Here is a 19055-nt window from a genome sequence, read left to right on the forward strand (position 1 = left end):
GAGGAATCAGTTATGGAGAACAGTCAAAATGTAACTTTGGAAGAACGGATTTTACACGCCAAGAACGGGTTTGTGATGCTTTTTTTCTTTCTTCTCATAACCGCTGCCGGAATTGCAGCCTGCATCGCTGGTCCTGTTCTATCTGAGTCCGGGATGCTTTCCGATGGAGCTGCTGTCGCCATTTTTTCCGTCGGTATGCTGATCGTGATCGCAGCCATCATTGGGCTGTGCGGACTGAAAGTACTTAATCCAAACGAAGCCATCGTACTTGCATTATTCGGGAAATATTACGGCACCATCAAGAAATCCGGATTTTTCTGGGTCAATCCATTCTGTACGGCTATCAATCCTGTACGGAAGAGTTCCATCACTGTAGGAAGCGGCGGCCACACTTCTGTAAGTACCGGAGTCAAAAAGATCTCTCTGAAAACCATGACACTTGACAATGCGAAGCAGAAAGTAAACGACGAACTTGGAAACCCGGTAGAAATCGGAGCAGTTGTCATCTGGAAAGTTATCAACCCTACACAGGCTGTCATCAATGTAGAGAACTACAAAAACTATCTCTCCATTCAGTGCGATGCTATTATTCGAAACACTGCCCGAAAATATCCGTATGACGTAAATGAAGGAGAGGATGAAAAGTCACTTCGCGGAAGCAGTCAGGAAATCGCGCACATCATGAGTCTGGAACTCCAGGAAAAAGTAGAAAATGCAGGTATTCAAATCCTTGATGTGCGGATTACCCATCTTGCCTACGCTCCGGAAATCGCATCCGCAATGCTTCAGAGACAACAGGCAGCCGCCATTATCGATGCAAGACAGAAGATCGTGGAAGGCGCTGTCGGAATGGTAGAGATGGCTCTTGACAAATTAAACGAAAATGATATCGTAGAGCTGGACGAGGAACGAAAAGCGGCCATGGTAAGCAATCTCCTCGTTGTCCTCTGCGGAAACAAAGATGCACAGCCGATCGTTAACAGCGGAACCCTCTATTAAAATAAAAGAAAAGGCGGGACACATTTTGGAAAAGAAAACAAGCGATAAGGGAAAAGCCAAAAAGCAGGTTCCTTTGCGGCTCTCTCAGACTCTTTATAATGAAATTGCCCAATGGGCAGAAGATGATTTCCGTTCTATGAACGGACAGATTGAATATCTTTTGACAGAGTGTGTGAAATACCGGAAACGAACGCAAAATAAACAAAACATGGAAGAATCTATATAAAAGAAAAACTGCGGGGATCTGTTTCAGATTCCCGCAATTTTTCTTTTTTTCATTTATCATACTATTCCCAACAGGTGTGTCGCTACCTGGAAGTAGATCAGGATAGATCCTGCATCTACAATCGTTGTGATCAACGGCGCAGCCATGATGGCCGGGTCGACATGCAGTTTCTTTGCGAATAATGGCAGAATACATCCGATGATCTTAGCCATAATAATAGTTGCCGTAAGAGAAATGGCAATGAGGACTGCCATCATCGGGTCATGATAACGTACCATGATATAGATTCCGTTTGTCACTGCAAGGACGACTCCCACAAGCAGAGCGACCCGGAATTCTTTAAACACGACACGGAAAATATCCTGGAAATGAATCTCGTCCAGAGCAAGGCCACGGATTACAAGAGTGGAGCTCTGAGATCCACAGTTTCCGCCCGTATCCGTAAGCATCGGGATAAAGGATACAAGGAGAGGCAATGCCGCAAATGCCGCTTCGTACCGCGCGATGATCGTCTGTGTGATGGTAGCGGAGAGCATCAAAACAAGAAGCCATCCAATCCGGTTTTTTGCATGTACTGCAACTGAAGTCTCAAAATACGTTTTTTCACTTGGATTCAAGGCGTTCATGATCTCCATATCTTCCGTGGTTTCGTCCACTATGACATCCAAAGCGTCATCGATAGTCACGATTCCCACCATATATCCCTGCATATCCAGTACCGGGAGCGCCAGCAAATCATATTTGGCAAACAACCGTGCCGTCTCCTCCTGATCCGTGTGAGTCGTGACGGATATGATTTCCGTCTCCATCAGTTCTTCCATCTGCAGATCATCATCCATCGTCATCAGGTCTTTCGCCGAAACAATCCCTATCAACCTGCGGTTTTCCAAAATATAGCACGTATAGATCGTCTCCTTGCGAATTCCCGTTTCCTTTATATGAGCCATGGCCTCTTTGACGGTCGTTGTTTTCTTGAGATCCACATACTCCGTCGTCATAATGCTCCCCGCACTGTCTTCCGGGTAGTTCAGGATCGTATTGATCTGGTCTCGCTTTTCCTTACTTACATGATCAAGGATCCTTGTCACTAAATTCGCCGGAAGTTCTTCCAGCAAATCAACAGTATCATCCATGTAAAGATCGTTTAGTAATTCCTGCAGTTCCTTCTCCGTAAACATCTCAACCAGGTACACCTGCATGGAGCTGCTCATCTGAGCAAACACATCCGCCGCTTTTGACTTCTCAATGAGGCGAAATGCCTGAATCAGCTCTTTATCTTCCAGATCGGCAAGGAGAGCTGCAATGTCCACAGTATTCATCACTTCCAGAATACTTCTCACTGCCTTGAACTCTTTCTTTTCCAGAAGATCCATAAAAATCTGTTTGTTCATAGCAATACCTTCTTTCTTTGTTCAATTTTTTCTGATCCGTATACTTCTTCGAGTCATAACTGCCTCCTGCGTCCATTACACTCACCTGCCTTTCTTCTATTATCTTTTTACTGCAAGCCTTGTGATCATATATATCCGTATTTTTTCACATAAAATAAAAAAGCCTCCGGAATCTCATTCCGGAGGGATCACATGCCTTGCTCATCTGCATTTTCATACGTTCAAGCTTTAGTATCACAGGGCGTATCAACTGCATTAGGTTATGCCTTCTTTTCGACATACCCTGCTAACCAGCGCATTGTGTCTCCACAAATCTGCGGCAGCAATCTTAGGTTTCCCAAATCCCTGTGGTAACCTCACCTACCGAATTATTTCCTTTACCATCATACTTCCCCTTCCACATTCTGTCAAGTTTTTATTTCATTCTTTCCAAATGTGCTATATACTAAAGATTAGTATGAAGGCTGATTTCGCCTTTCCATTTCACATAATCAAGGAGGCTGATACTTTGCGGATACTGATTGCAGAAGACGAAAAAGATTTAAACCGGATCCTTACCTCTAGACTTAGAGAGGAGCATTACAGTGTGGACTCTTGCCTGAACGGCCAGGAAGTCTTGGACTATCTTGCCGGTGCAGAATATGATGCGCTGATCCTCGATATCATGATGCCTGTTATGGACGGACTGACTGTCCTAAAGACAATACGCAGGCGTCGGATCAATACCCCCGTTCTTCTTCTGACTGCAAAAGACAGCATTGAAGACCGGGTCGCTGGGCTGGATGCAGGGGCAAATGATTATCTTGTAAAGCCGTTCGCATTTGAAGAACTTTTAGCCAGGATCCGTGTACTGCTGCGCCGTCCTTCGGCCACTCCAACCAACTGTTTACAGATCGCCAACCTGAAAGTGCTTCTTGACACCCACCAAGTCTACCGCGGCGACACAGAGATCAAACTGTCCGGGAAAGAATTCTCTCTGCTCCGCTATATGATCCAGAACGAAGGTATCGTACTTTCCCGCGCAAAGCTGGAACAGCACATCTGGAACTATGATTTTACAGGGGGATCCAACGTTATTGATGTCTATATCCGGTATCTGCGCCGGAAGATCGACGACGGATACGAACCAAAATTGATCCACACAGTCCGGGGCGCCGGATATGTATTGAGGAAGCCATTATGAAACGCATGTCATTAAAACTGAAACTCACACTTATTTATACATTTTTCATGATGCTTGTAACGTGTGTAGCTCTTGGAATCTTATTTTCCCTCAGCAACAAAGAAGTACTTTCCTCCAAAAGAATGCAGCTTCAAAAGCATGTTCAGGAAAGTATGGAAGATATTGGCTCCGATGCTGGAAAACTGAAAGTGGATTCCGATTTTTATAATCTGGAGGACAATATCTATCTTTCCCTTTACGGAACAAACGGAGATTTTCTGTACGGACGCGTTCCATACGGTTTCGACAAACAGCCGGACTTTCAGGACGGAAGGCTGCGCACCATCACGGAAAATTCTTCGGAATGGTTTGTATTTGATTTGGAGTACTATGCAGAAGACTATGGACCTGTCTACATTCGGGGCATTACTTCTGTGACACGGGCGGAGGAAAGTTTCCTCATCACACTCCGCTTTGCCATGATCATTCTGCCGCTTCTTGTGATTCTTACAGCCATCATCGGATACAGGTTTACACGGCGTACGCTGAAACCAGTTCGTCTCATCACAGAAACGGTTCGGAAAATCCAAGCGGACGAAGACCTGTCCCGTCGGGTAGATCTCGGAGACGGAAAGGACGAGATCTACCATCTTGCCAACACTTTTGATCAGCTTTTGGAGCAGCTGGAAAAGGCCTTCGGGCGTGAGAAACAGTTTACATCTGATGTCTCCCATGAGCTTCGAACACCCATTACCGTCATCCTTACCCAGTGTGACGCCCTTCTCACAGATCCGACACTGACATCCAGTCAGCGGGCCCAGTTGGAACTGATTGAGCGCAAAGCACAGAATATGGCACAGATGATTTCCCAGCTCCTTCTCCTATCCAGAGCAGACCAGGGACGCCAAAAGCTTACCCTTGAGTGCCTGAATATCAGCGAACTCATGGAAATGACAGCGGAAGAACAGCAATTGCTTGCCCATGAAAAGCAGATTACAATCCACCAGGAAATCGAACCGGACATCTGGTACGATGTAGATGAAACATTCTTCATCCGCATGCTGACAAACCTCTTTTCCAACGCGGTGTCCTACGGAAAACAAGGCGGAAACATATACGCCCGCCTGTCTGTACAGAACAATTTCATCACAGGCTCCATAGAAGATGACGGCATCGGCATCTCCAAAGACGTTCTGCCCCATATCTGGGAACGATTCTACCGGGCAGACACCTCACGCACTGATTCGGGACATTCGGGGCTTGGACTTTCCATGACCAAATGGATCGTGGAAGCGCACGGGGGAACTATTACTGCGGAAAGCGAACTCGGAAAAGGCAGCACATTTACATTTCTCCTTCCACTAAAATAGTTTTCTGTTATCAGAAAAAGAGTCTTGGGACTATACTCCAAGACTCTTTTTTTACATATCTTTAGTATGAGATATAAGCATGCCGCATGTGATTACTGCCACACAAAATGCAGCTATAAAATACCACAGATTTTCAAACCGAAATCCATTGTTCAACATTAATCTATATCCCCAGAAAGCAGGGAAAATGCGTCCTGACATTTCCAGAAAATTTGGCAGCAAATCAGCAGGAAACATAATCCCCGAAAGCAGGATAGATGGTAAAAATACAAGCTGTGCGATCATTGTTAGCTTCGCCTGATTTTTTACGATCAGTCCCAATATACTTCCAATGCTGAGCGATACCACTATGTATATGGCAAGCGCAAGAAAAAATCTCGGTAAATGTATCGGTAAAATCGCCTCAAACAATACAGGGGCAAACAGCAGTATAATAATACAGGTAATCATCAAATGGACAAATGTGGAAAAAACATCGTGACAAGACCTAAGTATAAAGGCACTCCGTTTGCCTTATAAACCTTTTTTACATCGCTTCCATAAGTTTCCATCAGCGATGGCGGCAATCCGATAAATGCTCCCATTGAAACGCTCATCACGATCATAGATTGTATCAGCGTATCTCTCATCTTAGGCATAACAGATGTAAAAATACCGCCCATGAGAAGGAAGAAAATAAGAGGAACGATATAGCAGGTAACCAACAAAGATTTGCTTCTTATATCCAGTTTCCACTGTAACGCAGCGCCATACAAAAAACCACTCATAATCCTTCCCTCCTTGCCATTTCAATAAAATGCTGTTCAAGTGTACCTCTATCAACTTTAATATCCAACACTCCAATACCCCTGTGTTTTAATTCTCCGAGCAGGGAAAGTAAGGCATCTTCTATATTATCCGTTTCAAAAGTGTTGATCCCTTGCTGCGTTTTGATATGAATACGGTATTTTTTCCCAACTTTTTCGGTCAGCTCCGAAACCGTACCACAAAAAGCAATCTTGCCGCCATTCAAAATTGCAATACGGTCGCATAATGTTTCTACTTCCGCCATATCATGGCTTGCTAGCACAATCGTTTTGCCTTTGGATTGAAGTTTTCGGATTTGTTCGTGCAGTGACAGCCTGCCTTCCACATCAACTCCCGCCGTTGGCTCATCAAGAAAAATAATATCCGGATTGCCGACAAGTGCAAGAGCGAGGTGTAATCGCCTTTTTTGCCCTGTTGACAGCTGGATATATTGTTTCTTTTCCATTTCTTTTATACCGAGATTCTCAATCATAACATCGTCAATCTTTGCCTTATTCCATTTCGCAAACAGTTTTACAGCTTCCATTGGTTTCATGTGAGAAGGCAAAGATGATGATTGTAACTGAATCCCCATTTTACCGTTTACCGTGATCATACCGCTGTCATAAGTTCTCAAACCTTCGATACATTCAAAAGCAGTTGTCTTTCCTGCTCCGTTTACGCCAAGCAAGGCAAAAATCTCTCCTGGCTCGACCTGAAAATCAAGTCCTTTGAGAACCACATGGCTGCCATAACTTTTCTTTAATTCACAAACCTGTATAGCACTTCTCATTTTTTTGCCTCCTCAAACGGATTGGTCCGAGCCTGGAAAAGTACACCTGCAAAGCTGGCTCTAAATAATCGTTCACGATTTTTTGCTTTTCTTCCCATGCATTTGCTGCAGTATCAATCTGTCCAATTTCCATCAGTTTGGGCAGCATGCTCATATCTCCGTTCGTAAACTCCATGATCAATTCCCAATACATTTTTGTAATCTGTTGGCTTTTTTCGCTTTCAGGCAGCACATTGTCTTTTTTTAACCGTACAATTTCATCACTCAAATGGTTAAATCTTTCCATAAAGTCCAACCCGCTTTTTTTATCAAATTGACCGCGTATATGGTCAAGCGTATCATCGTCGAAGAGCTTAATGAGGTAGTAAAATTCATTGTTCATCTGCAGATTGACGATAATATCCGCATATTTTTTAAAATTTACTGTCTTCATTTGCAGCACTTCTGCTTTTAACTGTTCTATCGCCGTCAAAGAAGCGGTCAGCTGATCTATTTTTTTACGTATATTATTTTCCTGCTCTGTAAGAGCGTTTGCAACATCGGAAGGTGTCTCTAAAGAAATCAGATGTTGTTTTATATCGTCCAAAGAAAACCCCAGTGATTTCAAAGATATAATCTGATGAAGGGTAATCAAATCCTTATCTGTATAAAGCCTTCGCCCTCCCTCGCTTTCTGCTGATGGGGAAAGCAGCCCTTCTTTATCGTAGTATTGCAAAGTACGGACGGTAACGCCCATTTTCTTTGCCACTTCTCCAACTGTCATAAACCCCGGCGGTATTGCTCTGTATTTTGCCATAATCATTTCGCCTCCTGACACATATTATAGATCATTACGCTGCGTCACGAGCAATACTATATTTGAGAAAAGACAACCTTAAGGACATGACACGCGGTAAATACGGGTACCTGCCTTTCGAACATTTGAGGAAAAATTTGGGAATTACTGTTAAATAAAAATAGAAAAGCAACGTATTTCCGCTGTTTCTCGGCACTTTTTTAATGAAAAATCCTTCTCAAAAAAAATTTAAAAAGTTTTGAGATTTAATCTTCCTTTAATCTTGGAATCCTATAGTTTAATCAACAACAAACAAGAAACAAAAAACAAGCCGGAAGGCGAAAGGAGAATTTATTATGAAGAAAAGATATATTTTAACAGCACTTATCTCTGCAACATTACTTGGTCTCGCAGCAGGATGCGGAAGCGGAAAAGATATCGGCGAAGCCGAAGCTAAAAAAGTAGCTCTGGAAAACGCAGGCGTTCAGGAATCCGATGCCACAAGAATCCGTGTCTCCAAAGACAGAGATGACGGAATGACAATCTATGATGTACAATTTGATGTAAATGAAAAAGAATATGACTACGAAATCAACGCAAAAAACGGCGAAATCCTAAGCTCTGATGTTGACACCGATGAAAACTATGCAAACCAGCAAAATCAGAATGGTGCCACCGACACAGGAAATACGGCCCAAAATAATAATACCAACACAACCGATGACACCCAGCAGCAGAATACACAAACTACAAACAATGCAAACGTAAAAATCAGCGAGGCAGATGCAAAAAAAGCCGCTCTGGACAGAGTACCTGGAGCCTCCGAAACTGATTTAAAAATGGAACTGGAATTTGATGACGGCAAATACACTTACGAAGGAGATATCATCTATCAGCAAAAAGAATACGAATTTGAAATTGACGCAAATACAGGCACATTTCTAAAATGGAGCGAAGAAAACCTGTAAGTCTAAGGGTTTTACAGATGATATGGGGACGTGTTCCGACTAGCAGGTACACGAAGTAGAAATCCAGAAAATGTCAGTAAACCGCGGAAATTCAATAAAAATCACGGGGACGTGTTCCGATCAGTCGGAACACGTCCCCGTTCTTTGTTTTTCTAAATTTTTGTTATTTTTCATACAATTCTATCTGTACCGTATAGTCCAGTTTTTGTTCTGGTTCGACAAATTTGAGTCTTTTTTGTTTTCTCATTTCGTCTCGGCCATCCGGATAGCAGTTTCCACATTCCAATCCCAGCACGTAGTCTCTTACCCCCATCATTTTCCATTCAGTAAAGCTGTCCAGTTTTTGGGGATCGAAGTGGATTTGATATGCTCCCCTTTAGGTAGACAGTTGAAATAATAAAACTGTTTATCTGGAGGGGAGTTTTATTATGCCTAGAGGAATATTACCAGAAGTGAAGCTGCAGGCTGTAAAAGATTACATTTCAGGAAACGGATCCTATCTATCACACGCCAGCGAACTTGGAGTGGGTAAAACCGTTTTTAGAAGATGGGTTGACAAGTATAAAGCATTCGGAGAATCCGCTTTCCTCAGAACAGGTCACAATCAATCTTATTCGGCCTCCTTTAAAAAAGATGTTGTTGAAGCGTATCTAAACGGAGAAGGATCTTACAGGGAACTGGCGGTTACCTATAACATTCCTTCCGAAAATACGATCGGACAGTGGGTTTTGAAGTATAATGGACATGAGAAGCTAAAAGCTTCCGGAACAGGAGGAAATGCTATCATGACCAAAGGGAAAAAAACCACCTTCGATGAACGGGTTGAAATCGTGCAATACTGCATCGCCCATGATCATAATTATGCCAAGACATCAGAACAGTTTGGGATTTCTTACCAACAGGCACGTAATTATACGATAAAATACGAGAAACAGGGAGTGGAGGCTCTTCGTGACAGACGCGGAAAACGAAAACCAGAAGCGGAAATGTCAGAACTCGAAAAGCTGCGGGCAGAAAACCGGATCTTGCGGGCAGAAAAAGAACACGCACAAATGGAGGCGGACTTTCTAAAAAAACTTGCAGAAATCGAAAGGAGGCGGGGCTGAGCCGGCAGAGAAACAAACACATTTATCAGGTAATCAAAGAGGAACATGAAGAACACCATTATTCGATCCGGTCCTTATGTAAACTTGGCGGCATTACAAGAGCGGCTTACTACAAATGGCTGAACCGTATAGAAACAGCAAATGACCGGCTGAACAAACAGATTTCCGACCGGTTGGAAGCAATCCATCAAGAACATCCTGACATGGGATATCGGAGATTGAATGACAAACTCCGCCACGATAATGGCATCAAAGTAAATGATAAGAGGATCCTGCGTATATGCAGGAAACAGCAAATAAGGTCAAACTTAAAATATCGTTATGACGGCTGTACCAGACCATCGAAAAATCCAGCTTTTATCGCAGAAAATATTTTAAACAGAGACTTTCATGCAGATAGTCTGAACAAGAAATGGGTAACTGATGTAACAGAGTTTAAGTATGGCACTTCATTTGACCATATCCATAAGCTATACCTGAGTGTGATTCTGGACTTATGTGATCATCGTCCGGTTGCATATGTGTTAAGCGATCACAATAACAATCAGCTTGTATTCGATACTTTCGATCTGGCAGTAAAGAACAATCCGGGAGCTCATCCAATCTTTCATAGTGACCGGGGATTCCAATATACCTCCCGTGTATTTCACCAAAAGCTGGTAGATGCGGGAATGATACAGAGCATGTCCCGAGTGGCGCACTGTACGGATAATGGACCTATGGAGGGATTCTGGGGGATACTAAAACGCGAAATGTATTATGGGAAGAAGTATCATACCAGAGAGGAGCTTGTACAAGCGATAACGGCATATATAGACTATTACATAAATGACCGCCCGCAAAGGGGCCTTGATGTATTAACACCGTTTGAATTTCATGAACGGTTATTAGCCGCATAAAAATATTGCCCGGCACAAACCGGGCAACACAAAAATTTTATATTTTTTTCATTGTCTACTTGACGGGTAGCACACCATTCCGGCATGTCCCATATTGTTAATCAATGACAGCGATACGCATCATATTGCTTCTTCCGTTGTTTGAAAATGCGCCGCTCTGTGCAGGTAGACCCGCTGTGAGAACAACAATATCCCCTGGTTCTACATATTGTTTTACTCTTACCATCTCAATCGCATTTTCACACACATCTTCCATAGAATTGAGACGAATGGATTTGAGCGGACGGACTCCCCAGTAGATCTGCATTCTCCGGAGTGTGGCCTCATCCGGACTTACACCGACAACACATGCCTTTGGCTTAAACTTTGATACCACTTTTGCCGTTGCTCCTGACATCGTCGGCGCAACAATACATTTTGCGCTGAGATTTGCCGCCGTAGCTACCGCCGAAAATCCTATCGCGCTGGATATACTGCTGGTCCTATGTTTCTGGGCTTTCTTGAGCATTACTTCGTAATCGAGATGGCTTTCCGTATTTTCCACGATCTGAACCATCATCTTCAGTGCCTCCACCGGATATTTTCCCTGTGCCGTCTCGCCGGAGAGCATGACCGCATCCGTCCCGTCGTAAACGGCGTTGGCTACGTCTGTCACTTCCGCACGGGTTGGACGAGGATTTCTTATCATGGAGTCCAGCATCTGTGTGGCCGTGATAACCGGTTTAAAATTGTCGTTGCATTTACGTATGATCTCTTTCTGAATATACGGCACTTCCTGAGCTGGAATTTCCACGCCCATATCTCCTCTTGCCACCATAATTCCGTCTGCACACCGGATGATCTCATCAATATTTTTGATTCCTTCCGCATTTTCAATCTTGGCGATAATCGGAATATACGGCGCTTTCAGCTCACGAAGCCAGCTTCTGATCTCAATGATACATTCCGCATTGCGCACAAAAGATGCCGCGATAAAATCAATTCCCTGTTCCACACCAAATTTCAAGTCTTCTCTGTCTTTTTCCGTGATAGCCGGGAGACGTACCGGCACGTTCGGGACATTGACACCTTTTTTCTCGCCCAGTTCTCCACCATTCAAAACTGTACAAGCGATATCAGATCCCTGGATACTCTTTACTTCCAGTTCGATCAGTCCGTCGTCAATTAAAATCTTTTTCCCAGGTGTGACATCTTCTGTGAGTCCACTGTATGTGATGGAAACTCTGTTTTCGTCTCCTATGACTTCTTCTGTCGTAAGGACAAAGTCACTTCCTTCGGTAAGCATAACCTTTTTCCCGTCTTTGAGTTTTCCTGTGCGGATCTCCGGACCTTTTGTATCCAAGAGAATCGCAATCGGAAGGTGTTCTTCTTCACGGATCTTCTTGAGAAGATCCATCCGATATTTATGTTCTTCATAATCTCCGTGGGAGAAATTAAATCTGGCAATATCCATTCCACTCTTCACAAGGCTGCGCATAACGTTCTCATCGTTGGAATTTGGCCCCATTGTACAGACGATTTTTGTCTTCTTCATCTTTTTTTCCTCCTTTTTCTGTCCTTTTCCTCTACTTTACATGCTGATGAGTAAACAGATGGTCCTGGCAATATTCATAGTTTCCATTACATTTGGAACAATACCGAAACTCAAGTTCCGGATGATCCAGCTCTGTCCGCCCGCAAACCGCACACCGGTGTTTCGGGACACGTCCGTCTGCCTGAGCAGCATAACGATTCTCCGTGCGCATCTTCTTTTTAAACTGCCGACTCCGTTTTTTCTGTCCCGGAGAATATTTTGCAAAGTTTCTGGAAGACAGATAAAATATAAAAAAGTTAAGAACTGAAATTCCCGCTGCCAGCGCATATACTTTATACGCACTGTTGACCCCTCCGTATGCAGGCAGAAACGCCTGGACGATGGTCCATATAAAAAATGCTCCGTCCACCCATGCGAGCCACTTTGCCTTGACCGGGAGAATGAAAAAAAGCAGAAACTGCATGTCCGGATACAGCGCGGCAAACGCAAAAAACAGCGACAGATTGAGATATGTCGTGTTCAGCATGTAGACTGCACCGGTTAGCAGATAAATGACAATCGCGGCAAGCACATGAAACAGAACCCCTGCAAAAAAATACAAATTAAAACGGAACGCTCCCCACGTCTGTTCCAGGGCATTTCCAAGCATATAATAAAAATAAAGGGCAATTACCAGATATAATAAATTGTAAGAAGGGGGCTGAATCAAAAATGTCAAAATCCTCCAGATTTGCCCGTGCAAAATGGCCGATGCATCCAAGGATAAATACTGGATATAAAAATACGGATTGACATAATGCAGCACGAATCCGATCCCGTACAAAATGATAATGTAATACATCAGATTTGGGATCGCAAACCTGCCAAATCTGCGCTCCATTCTGGAAATCCAATTCATAAAGTCTCTCCTTTCATATACGGTTTTCATTGTATCGTCTGGCCGTATATTTGTCAATGTACTTCTTGGAGTTTACAAGAAATTTACGCTTCCTTCATAATATTTTATTGTATCTTGTATTGTTTTGTCGTATAATATATCGTTGTTGCAAAACACATATAATTAGGTAGAAATTTTTTCCTACAAACAGCAAAGGAGTATCACATATGAGTCAAAAGGATTTATTTACACTGGGCATTGACATTGGTTCCACAACTGTCAAGATCGCTGTCCTGGACGAACAGAATGAACTCTTGTTTTCAGATTATGAACGTCATTATGCCAATATTCAGGAAACCCTTTCTGATCTTTTGGGGAGAGCGGTGTATAAACTCGGGGCTATCCACGTGTCTCCTGTCATTACGGGAAGCGGTGGTCTTACTCTTGCGAAACATTTGGGCACACCGTTTGTCCAGGAGGTCATCGCGGTTTCCACAGCCCTGCAGGACTATGCGCCCCAGACCGATGTGGCCATTGAACTTGGCGGGGAAGACGCCAAGATTATCTACTTCGAAAATGGAAATGTAGAGCAGCGTATGAATGGGATCTGCGCCGGAGGAACCGGTTCTTTCATCGATCAGATGGCCTCTCTTCTGCAGACAGATGCCACCGGTTTGAATGAGTACGCCAAAAACTACAAAGCCATCTATGACATCGCTGCACGCTGCGGTGTCTTTGCAAAGACAGATATTCAGCCTCTGATCAATGACGGCGCTGCGAAGGAAGACCTTGCTGCTTCCATCTTTCAGGCGGTCGTCAACCAGACAATCAGCGGCCTTGCCTGCGGCAAACCAATCCGCGGACATGTAGCCTTCCTCGGCGGTCCTCTTCACTTTTTGTCGGAACTGCGCCAGTCCTTCATCCGGACACTGAAGCTGGATGACGAGCATACGATCGCTCCTAAAAACTCCCATCTTTTTGCGGCGGTCGGCTCAGCATTAAACTCCAAGAGGGATCTCGACATCCCGATTATGGAACTTCAAAAACGCCTTGCAAATCATATTGAGATGGATTTTGAGGTAGAGCGTCTGGAACCTTTGTTTGCTTCTGAAAAGGACTATACAGAATTCAAGGAACGCCACGAAAAGCATCAAGTACCAGTGGGAGATCTCGCCACATACAAAGGCAATGTATATCTCGGTATCGATGCCGGATCTACCACCACAAAAGCAGCTCTCGTGGGAGAAGACGGTACGCTTCTTTATTCTTTCTATCACGGAAATGAGGGGGATCCTCTCGCCACCACCATTACTGCTGTCAAGGATATCTATTCCAAACTCCCGGGAGGAGCACGGATCGCCTACTCCTGTTCCACCGGATACGGGGAGGCTCTTATGAAAGCCGCTTTCCTTCTGGACGAGGGGGAAGTGGAGACAGTCTCCCATTACTATGCCGCCGCTTTCTTTGAACCGGATGTGGACTGTATCCTGGACATCGGCGGTCAGGATATGAAATGTATCAAGATCAAAAACCACACTGTTGACAGTGTACAGCTTAATGAGGCCTGTTCTTCTGGCTGCGGTTCTTTTATCGAAACTTTTGCAAAATCATTGAATTATACGGTAGAAGACTTTGCAGATGAAGCCCTCTACGCGAGACATCCCATCGATCTTGGCACACGGTGCACCGTATTTATGAATTCCAAGGTAAAGCAGGCACAGAAAGAGGGCGCATCGGTGGCTGACATTTCTGCCGGACTTGCCTACTCCGTCATCAAAAATGCCCTCTTTAAGGTAATCAAAGTATCAGACGCCTCAGAACTGGGAAAAAATATTGTCGTGCAGGGCGGTACCTTCTATAACAATGCAGTTCTGCGCAGCTTTGAAAAGATCGCCGACTGTCAGGCCGTGCGGCCGGATATCGCCGGAATCATGGGGGCATTCGGCGCTGCACTTATTGCGCGGGAAAGATATCACTCCTGCGGCTGCAAGGAAACGACAATGCTCTCCATCGAGGAGATCGAAAACCTTACATATGAAACATCCATGGCCAAATGTCAGCGCTGCGCCAACCACTGCCGCCTGACAATCAATAAATTCACAGGCGGAAGACGATTTATTACCGGAAACCGCTGTGAACGTGGTCTTGGAAAAGAAAAGACAAACACAGATATTCCGAATTTATTCGAATACAAGAACAACCGTTACTTCGGCTACAAGCCGCTGGCAAAAGAAGATGCGCCACGAGGAACTATCGGTCTTGCCCGAGTACTCAACATGTATGAAGATTATCCACTCTGGTTTACATTCTTTACAGAACTTGGATTCTCTGTTGTGCTCTCTCCTCCTTCCACCCGGAAGATCTATGAGCTGGGCATCGAATCCATCCCAAGTGAATCCGAATGTTATCCGGCCAAGCTTGCACATGGGCATGTAGAATGGCTGATCCAGCAAGGTGTAGATCGGATCTTTTATCCTTGCATTCCATACGAACGCAACGAGTTCCCGGATGCAAACAACCATTATAACTGTCCGATCGTAACATCATATGCGGAAAACATCAAAAACAATATGGATGAGATCATCCACGGCAAAGTAGATTTCATGAATCCTTTCCTTGCTCTTTCAAGCGAAGAGATTCTTACTACACGGCTGATTCAGATTTTCGGAGAAAAATTTGGCATCCCGGAATCAGAAATTCGAGCTGCCGCCCACAAAGGGTGGGAAGAGCTTACCCACTGCCGGGAAGATGTCCGCAAAAAAGGCGAAGAAACACTCGCTTATCTTGAGAAAACGGGAAGACATGGGATTGTGCTGGCCGGAAGACCATATCACTATGATCCTGAAGTAAACCACGGGATACCGGAGCTTATTACTTCCTATGGTATTGCGGTTCTGACAGAAGATGCTGTCTCCCACTTAAATCCGGTAGAACGTCCACTTAACGTCATGGATCAATGGATGTACCATTCCCGTCTGTACGCCGCAGCAAATTACGTAAAGACGACAGAAAACCTGGATCTCATCCAGCTGAATTCTTTTGGCTGCGGTCTGGATGCCGTCACTACCGATGAGGTGGCCGACATCCTGACAGGTTCCGGTAAAATCTATACCTCCCTGAAGATCGACGAGGTTAATAACCTGGGCGCCGCAAGGATCCGTATCCGTTCTCTTCTTGCCGCCATCCGTGTGCGGGATTCCAAGAAGGAAAAGCGGGAAATCCACTCTGCGGCTATTGAAAAAGTACCGTTTACCAAAGAAATGAAAGAACAGTACACCATCCTCTGTCCGCAGATGTCCCCGATTCACTTCGACCTCATCGAGCCGGCTTTCCAAGCTTCTGGCTACAAGATCGAAGTACTTCCAAACGACAATAAAGATGCGGTCAATGTAGGACTCAAATATGTAAACAACGATGCCTGCTATCCATCTCTGATGGTTGTAGGACAGATTATGGAGGCTATCCTTTCCGGAAAATATGACACCGATAAACTGGCTGTCATCATTTCCCAGACCGGCGGCGGATGCCGTGCTTCCAACTATATCGGTTTCATCCGAAGGGCTCTGAAAAAAGCCGGTTACAGCCATATCCCGGTTATCTCCATCAACTTAAGCGGTCTGGAGAAAAATCCTGGATTTAAGATCACTCCAATGCTGGCACTGCGTGGTGTGTATGCAGCTGTACTGGGCGATATCTTTATGCGTTGTCTCTATCGGGTTCGTCCGTATGAATCTGAACCAGGTTCAGCGAATGCGTTGTACGAAAAATGGGCAGCTGTCTGCCGGAAATTTGTCTCTGAAGGATATCCTTCCAGACGTCGGTTCAAAAAACTTTGCCGTCAGATTATCCATGACTTTGACACACTTCCGATCACGGATGTGAAAAAGCCACGCGTGGGAGTTGTAGGGGAAATCCTCGTCAAGTTCCTTCCGGCAGCAAACAATTACCTTGTGGAACTTTTGGAACACGAAGGTGCAGAAGCAGTCGTTCCAGATCTTGTGGACTTCCTTCTGTACTGTTTCTACAATTCCAATTTCAAGCATACCCACCTGGGCATGAAAAAGTCATCTGCAAGGCTCGCAAACCTTGGGATCAAGGTTATCGAATGGTTCCGGAAACCTGCTGTACAGGCATATAAGCAGAGCGAGCGGTTTACACCGCCATCCTCGATCCAGCATCTTGCATCCATGGCAAAGGAGATTGTCTCTCTTGGAAATCAGACTGGGGAAGGATGGTTCTTAACCGGAGAAATGCTGGAACTTATAGAGACTGGAGCGAAAAATATCGTCTGTACACAGCCGTTTGCATGTCTTCCAAATCACGTAGTCGGAAAAGGCGTCATCAAGGAGCTTCGGCGGCTCCATCCAGAATCCAATATTGTCGCTATCGACTATGACCCGGGCGCAAGTGAGGTAAATCAGCTGAACCGAATCAAGCTGATGCTCTCCACTGCAAACAAAAACCTTGAAAAAGAACTTCAGGCTCAGCAAGCAGAATAAATAGAATAAATATAGTTCATTATCTCGCTGTCCGGCTCAGTGCCGGGCAGCATTTTTTATTGGATTTTCCATTTTTATGATGCAATAAAAAAACTCCCTCCAGGAATGACAGTTTTCTAAAACCGCCGCTCCGGAGGGAGCTTTTACAGATGCTCTATTTTGCAGATTTCAGATATTTTTCTACACTCACAAGTTTTACGCTCAACGTAAATACTTGCATTGCAAGTTTAATCTCTTCCAATGTTGGATAAGACGGAGCAATACGGATATTGCTGTCATGCGGATCCTTTCCGTACGGATAGGTTGCTCCGGCATTTGTCATAATAAGACCCGCTTCCTTTGCCTTTGCAACAATCGCCTTCGCACATCCATCAAGAGAATCAAAGGAGATAAAATAACCTCCTCTCGGAGCCAGCCAGGAACCAATCTCCAGACCTCCAAGCTCTTTCTGAAGTGTTTCCAGCACAGCGTCAAATTTCGGTCTCATGACGGCTGCATGTTTCTTCATATGTTTTACCATGCCATGGATGTCTTTAAAATATCTCGCATGGCGAAGCTGATTGAGCTTATCATGTCCGATGGTCTGGATCTTCATCTGCTCACGGATTTCCACAAGATTGGCATCCGATGCTGCAATCGCCGCGATACCGGAACCCGGGAAACTGATCTTGGATGTAGATGAGAATTTATAAACCATATCCGGATGACCCTCTTTTTTACATTCCATGAGAATCTCAATCAGATAATCCTGCTTATCCTCATATAAATGATGAATACCGTACGCATTATCCCAGTAAATACGGAAATCCTCTGCTGCCGGATTCAATTTTGCAAACCGATGTACTGTCTCGTCAGAATATGTGATTCCCTGCGGATTGGAGTACTTCGGCACACACCAGATACCTTTGATAGCCGGATCACTGCTTACAAGCTCCTCCACGATATCCATATCCGGTCCTGTCGGAGTCATCGGAACATTGATCATCTCGATACCAAAATGCTCTGTAATCGCAAAATGGCGGTCGTATCCCGGAACCGGACATAAGAATTTTACCTTGTCAAGCTTTGCCCACGGCGTACTTCCCATGACACCATGCGTCATAGAACGCGCAATCGTGTCATACATGACATTCAAGCTGGAGTTTCCAAAAATTACGATATTGTCCTTCGGCACTTCCATCATGTCTGCAAGAAGCTGCTTCGCCTCCTTGATCCCGTCAAGAACACCATAATTCCGGCAATCAACGCCCTCTTCGCAGACAAGATCCGTACTGCTCGTCAAAACATCCATCATCCCCATAGAAAGATTCAGCTGCTCTGTAGAAGGCTTTCCACGAGACATATCAAGCTTCAGTCCCTTTGCCTTGACCTCCTCAAACTGTTTCGTCAATTCCCTCTTCAACGCTTTTAACTCTTCTTTGCTCAAATCCTTATAAGCTGTCATGCTCCTACCGCCCTTCATCATTATTCACTACTTCATTTCACTGTTACCTATTTTATCCATGATTTGACTCTACGTCAACCGTTTCTTGCAAATTATTCCCATTTTAGTTAAAATTTATGCAGAAAATACAAAAAAATGAATTTCAAAAAGGTCTTTCATTCATTTTTATATAATAGGGTAGAGGGAGAGTAAAATCTCGCCCCTCCCGTTGAACCGTACGTACGGG

The 19055-nt window shown here is 44.4% G+C and carries 14 protein-coding genes, 2 pseudogenes and 1 riboswitch; of the genes and pseudogenes, 8 read left to right on the forward strand and 8 right to left on the reverse strand.

Annotated features, from left to right (window positions below; all coding sequences use genetic code 11):
* Positions 1 to 12: 12 nt before the first annotated feature.
* On the forward strand, positions 13 to 999 hold the full coding sequence (locus ACLROL_RS08055) for an SPFH domain-containing protein (protein WP_087201195.1): 987 nt from the start codon (positions 13 to 15) through the stop codon (positions 997 to 999).
* Between the two features lie 25 nt (positions 1000 to 1024).
* Positions 1025 to 1225: a hypothetical protein gene (locus ACLROL_RS08060; protein WP_087201197.1), complete on the forward strand. Its 201-nt coding sequence runs from the start codon at positions 1025 to 1027 to the stop codon at positions 1223 to 1225.
* Between the two features lie 56 nt (positions 1226 to 1281).
* Here ACLROL_RS08060 and mgtE read toward each other — a convergent pair whose 3' ends face one another.
* Complete coding sequence (gene mgtE, locus ACLROL_RS08065) at positions 1282 to 2616, reverse strand: magnesium transporter (protein WP_288722192.1); 1335 nt, start codon at positions 2614 to 2616, stop codon at positions 1282 to 1284.
* A 205-nt stretch (positions 2617 to 2821) separates the two neighbouring features.
* A riboswitch (M-box (ykoK) riboswitch) is annotated at positions 2822 to 2991 on the reverse strand.
* Between the two features lie 133 nt (positions 2992 to 3124).
* Here mgtE and ACLROL_RS08070 point away from each other — a divergent pair.
* Together ACLROL_RS08070 and ACLROL_RS08075 are read left to right on the forward strand one after the other, a co-directional pair.
* Positions 3125 to 3799, forward strand: coding sequence for a response regulator transcription factor (locus ACLROL_RS08070; RefSeq protein ID WP_287450217.1), 675 nt, complete (start codon positions 3125 to 3127; stop codon positions 3797 to 3799).
* Positions 3796 to 5148: a sensor histidine kinase gene (locus tag ACLROL_RS08075; protein ID WP_413067660.1), complete on the forward strand. Its 1353-nt coding sequence runs from the start codon at positions 3796 to 3798 to the stop codon at positions 5146 to 5148. Before ACLROL_RS08070 ends, ACLROL_RS08075 begins: the two co-directional genes overlap by 4 nt.
* Positions 5149 to 5199: 51 nt before the next feature.
* On the opposite strand, the pseudogene ACLROL_RS08080 reads toward ACLROL_RS08075, so the two are convergent.
* The 3 genes and pseudogenes from ACLROL_RS08080 to ACLROL_RS08090 form a co-directional block, all read right to left on the reverse strand.
* Positions 5200 to 5915, reverse strand: a pseudogene (locus ACLROL_RS08080) (ABC transporter permease).
* Complete coding sequence (locus ACLROL_RS08085; protein ID WP_413067661.1) at positions 5912 to 6727, reverse strand: ABC transporter ATP-binding protein; 816 nt, start codon at positions 6725 to 6727, stop codon at positions 5912 to 5914. Before ACLROL_RS08085 ends, ACLROL_RS08080 begins: the two are co-directional and overlap by 4 nt.
* Positions 6724 to 7523: pseudogene (locus ACLROL_RS08090) on the reverse strand (MerR family transcriptional regulator). The gene ACLROL_RS08085 and the pseudogene ACLROL_RS08090 overlap by 4 nt, the downstream one beginning before the upstream one ends.
* 335 nt (positions 7524 to 7858) lie before the next feature.
* Between ACLROL_RS08090 and ACLROL_RS08095 the strand changes: the two are divergent.
* Complete coding sequence (locus tag ACLROL_RS08095; RefSeq protein ID WP_413067662.1) at positions 7859 to 8470, forward strand: PepSY domain-containing protein; 612 nt, start codon at positions 7859 to 7861, stop codon at positions 8468 to 8470.
* A gap of 163 nt (positions 8471 to 8633) precedes the next feature.
* On the opposite strand, the gene ACLROL_RS08100 is transcribed toward ACLROL_RS08095, so the two are convergent.
* Positions 8634 to 8831, reverse strand: coding sequence for a DUF4432 family protein (locus ACLROL_RS08100; protein WP_413067665.1), 198 nt, complete (start codon positions 8829 to 8831; stop codon positions 8634 to 8636).
* Positions 8832 to 8898: 67 nt separating this feature from the next.
* Between ACLROL_RS08100 and ACLROL_RS08105 the strand changes: the two genes are divergently transcribed.
* Together ACLROL_RS08105 and ACLROL_RS08110 are read left to right on the forward strand one after the other, a co-directional pair.
* Positions 8899 to 9576, forward strand: a complete 678-nt coding sequence (locus ACLROL_RS08105; protein ID WP_087213692.1) for a helix-turn-helix domain-containing protein — start codon at positions 8899 to 8901, stop codon at positions 9574 to 9576.
* 32 nt (positions 9577 to 9608) lie between these two features.
* On the forward strand, positions 9609 to 10475 hold the full coding sequence (locus ACLROL_RS08110) for an IS3 family transposase (protein ID WP_405121555.1): 867 nt from the start codon (positions 9609 to 9611) through the stop codon (positions 10473 to 10475).
* A gap of 97 nt (positions 10476 to 10572) precedes the next feature.
* On the opposite strand, the gene pyk is transcribed toward ACLROL_RS08110, so the two are convergent.
* Positions 10573 to 12009: a pyruvate kinase gene (pyk, locus tag ACLROL_RS08115; protein ID WP_413067663.1), complete on the reverse strand. Its 1437-nt coding sequence runs from the start codon at positions 12007 to 12009 to the stop codon at positions 10573 to 10575.
* Between the two features lie 31 nt (positions 12010 to 12040).
* Positions 12041 to 12907, reverse strand: a complete 867-nt coding sequence (locus ACLROL_RS08120) for a rhomboid family intramembrane serine protease (protein ID WP_087210688.1) — start codon at positions 12905 to 12907, stop codon at positions 12041 to 12043.
* 206 nt (positions 12908 to 13113) lie between these two features.
* Between ACLROL_RS08120 and ACLROL_RS08125 the strand changes: the two genes are divergently transcribed.
* Positions 13114 to 17385 carry an acyl-CoA dehydratase activase-related protein gene (locus tag ACLROL_RS08125; RefSeq protein ID WP_413067664.1) on the forward strand — a complete coding sequence of 1424 codons (4272 nt, stop codon included), beginning with the start codon at positions 13114 to 13116 and terminating at the stop codon, positions 17383 to 17385.
* 154 nt (positions 17386 to 17539) lie between these two features.
* On the opposite strand, the gene ACLROL_RS08130 is transcribed toward ACLROL_RS08125, so the two are convergent.
* Positions 17540 to 18829 carry an aminotransferase gene (locus tag ACLROL_RS08130; RefSeq protein ID WP_087201450.1) on the reverse strand — a complete coding sequence of 430 codons (1290 nt, stop codon included), beginning with the start codon at positions 18827 to 18829 and terminating at the stop codon, positions 17540 to 17542.
* Positions 18830 to 19055 lie beyond the last annotated feature (226 nt).

This window comes from Sellimonas sp. (assembly GCF_047234585.1).
Lineage (GTDB): Bacteria > Bacillota > Clostridia > Lachnospirales > Lachnospiraceae > Sellimonas > Sellimonas caecigallum.

Coding starts and splice junctions, on each gene's coding strand:
- ACLROL_RS08120 (WP_087210688.1), bottom strand. CDS start 12,907: ATGAATTGGATTTCCAGAATGGAGCGCAGATTTGGCAGGTTTGCGATC.
- ACLROL_RS08105 (WP_087213692.1), top strand. CDS start 8,899: ATGCCTAGAGGAATATTACCAGAAGTGAAGCTGCAGGCTGTAAAAGAT.
- ACLROL_RS08130 (WP_087201450.1), bottom strand. CDS start 18,829: ATGACAGCTTATAAGGATTTGAGCAAAGAAGAGTTAAAAGCGTTGAAG.
- ACLROL_RS08095 (WP_413067662.1), top strand. CDS start 7,859: ATGAAGAAAAGATATATTTTAACAGCACTTATCTCTGCAACATTACTT.
- ACLROL_RS08055 (WP_087201195.1), top strand. CDS start 13: ATGGAGAACAGTCAAAATGTAACTTTGGAAGAACGGATTTTACACGCC.
- ACLROL_RS08085 (WP_413067661.1), bottom strand. CDS start 6,727: ATGAGAAGTGCTATACAGGTTTGTGAATTAAAGAAAAGTTATGGCAGC.
- pyk (WP_413067663.1), bottom strand. CDS start 12,009: ATGAAGAAGACAAAAATCGTCTGTACAATGGGGCCAAATTCCAACGAT.
- ACLROL_RS08125 (WP_413067664.1), top strand. CDS start 13,114: ATGAGTCAAAAGGATTTATTTACACTGGGCATTGACATTGGTTCCACA.
- mgtE (WP_288722192.1), bottom strand. CDS start 2,616: ATGAACAAACAGATTTTTATGGATCTTCTGGAAAAGAAAGAGTTCAAG.
- ACLROL_RS08075 (WP_413067660.1), top strand. CDS start 3,796: ATGAAACGCATGTCATTAAAACTGAAACTCACACTTATTTATACATTT.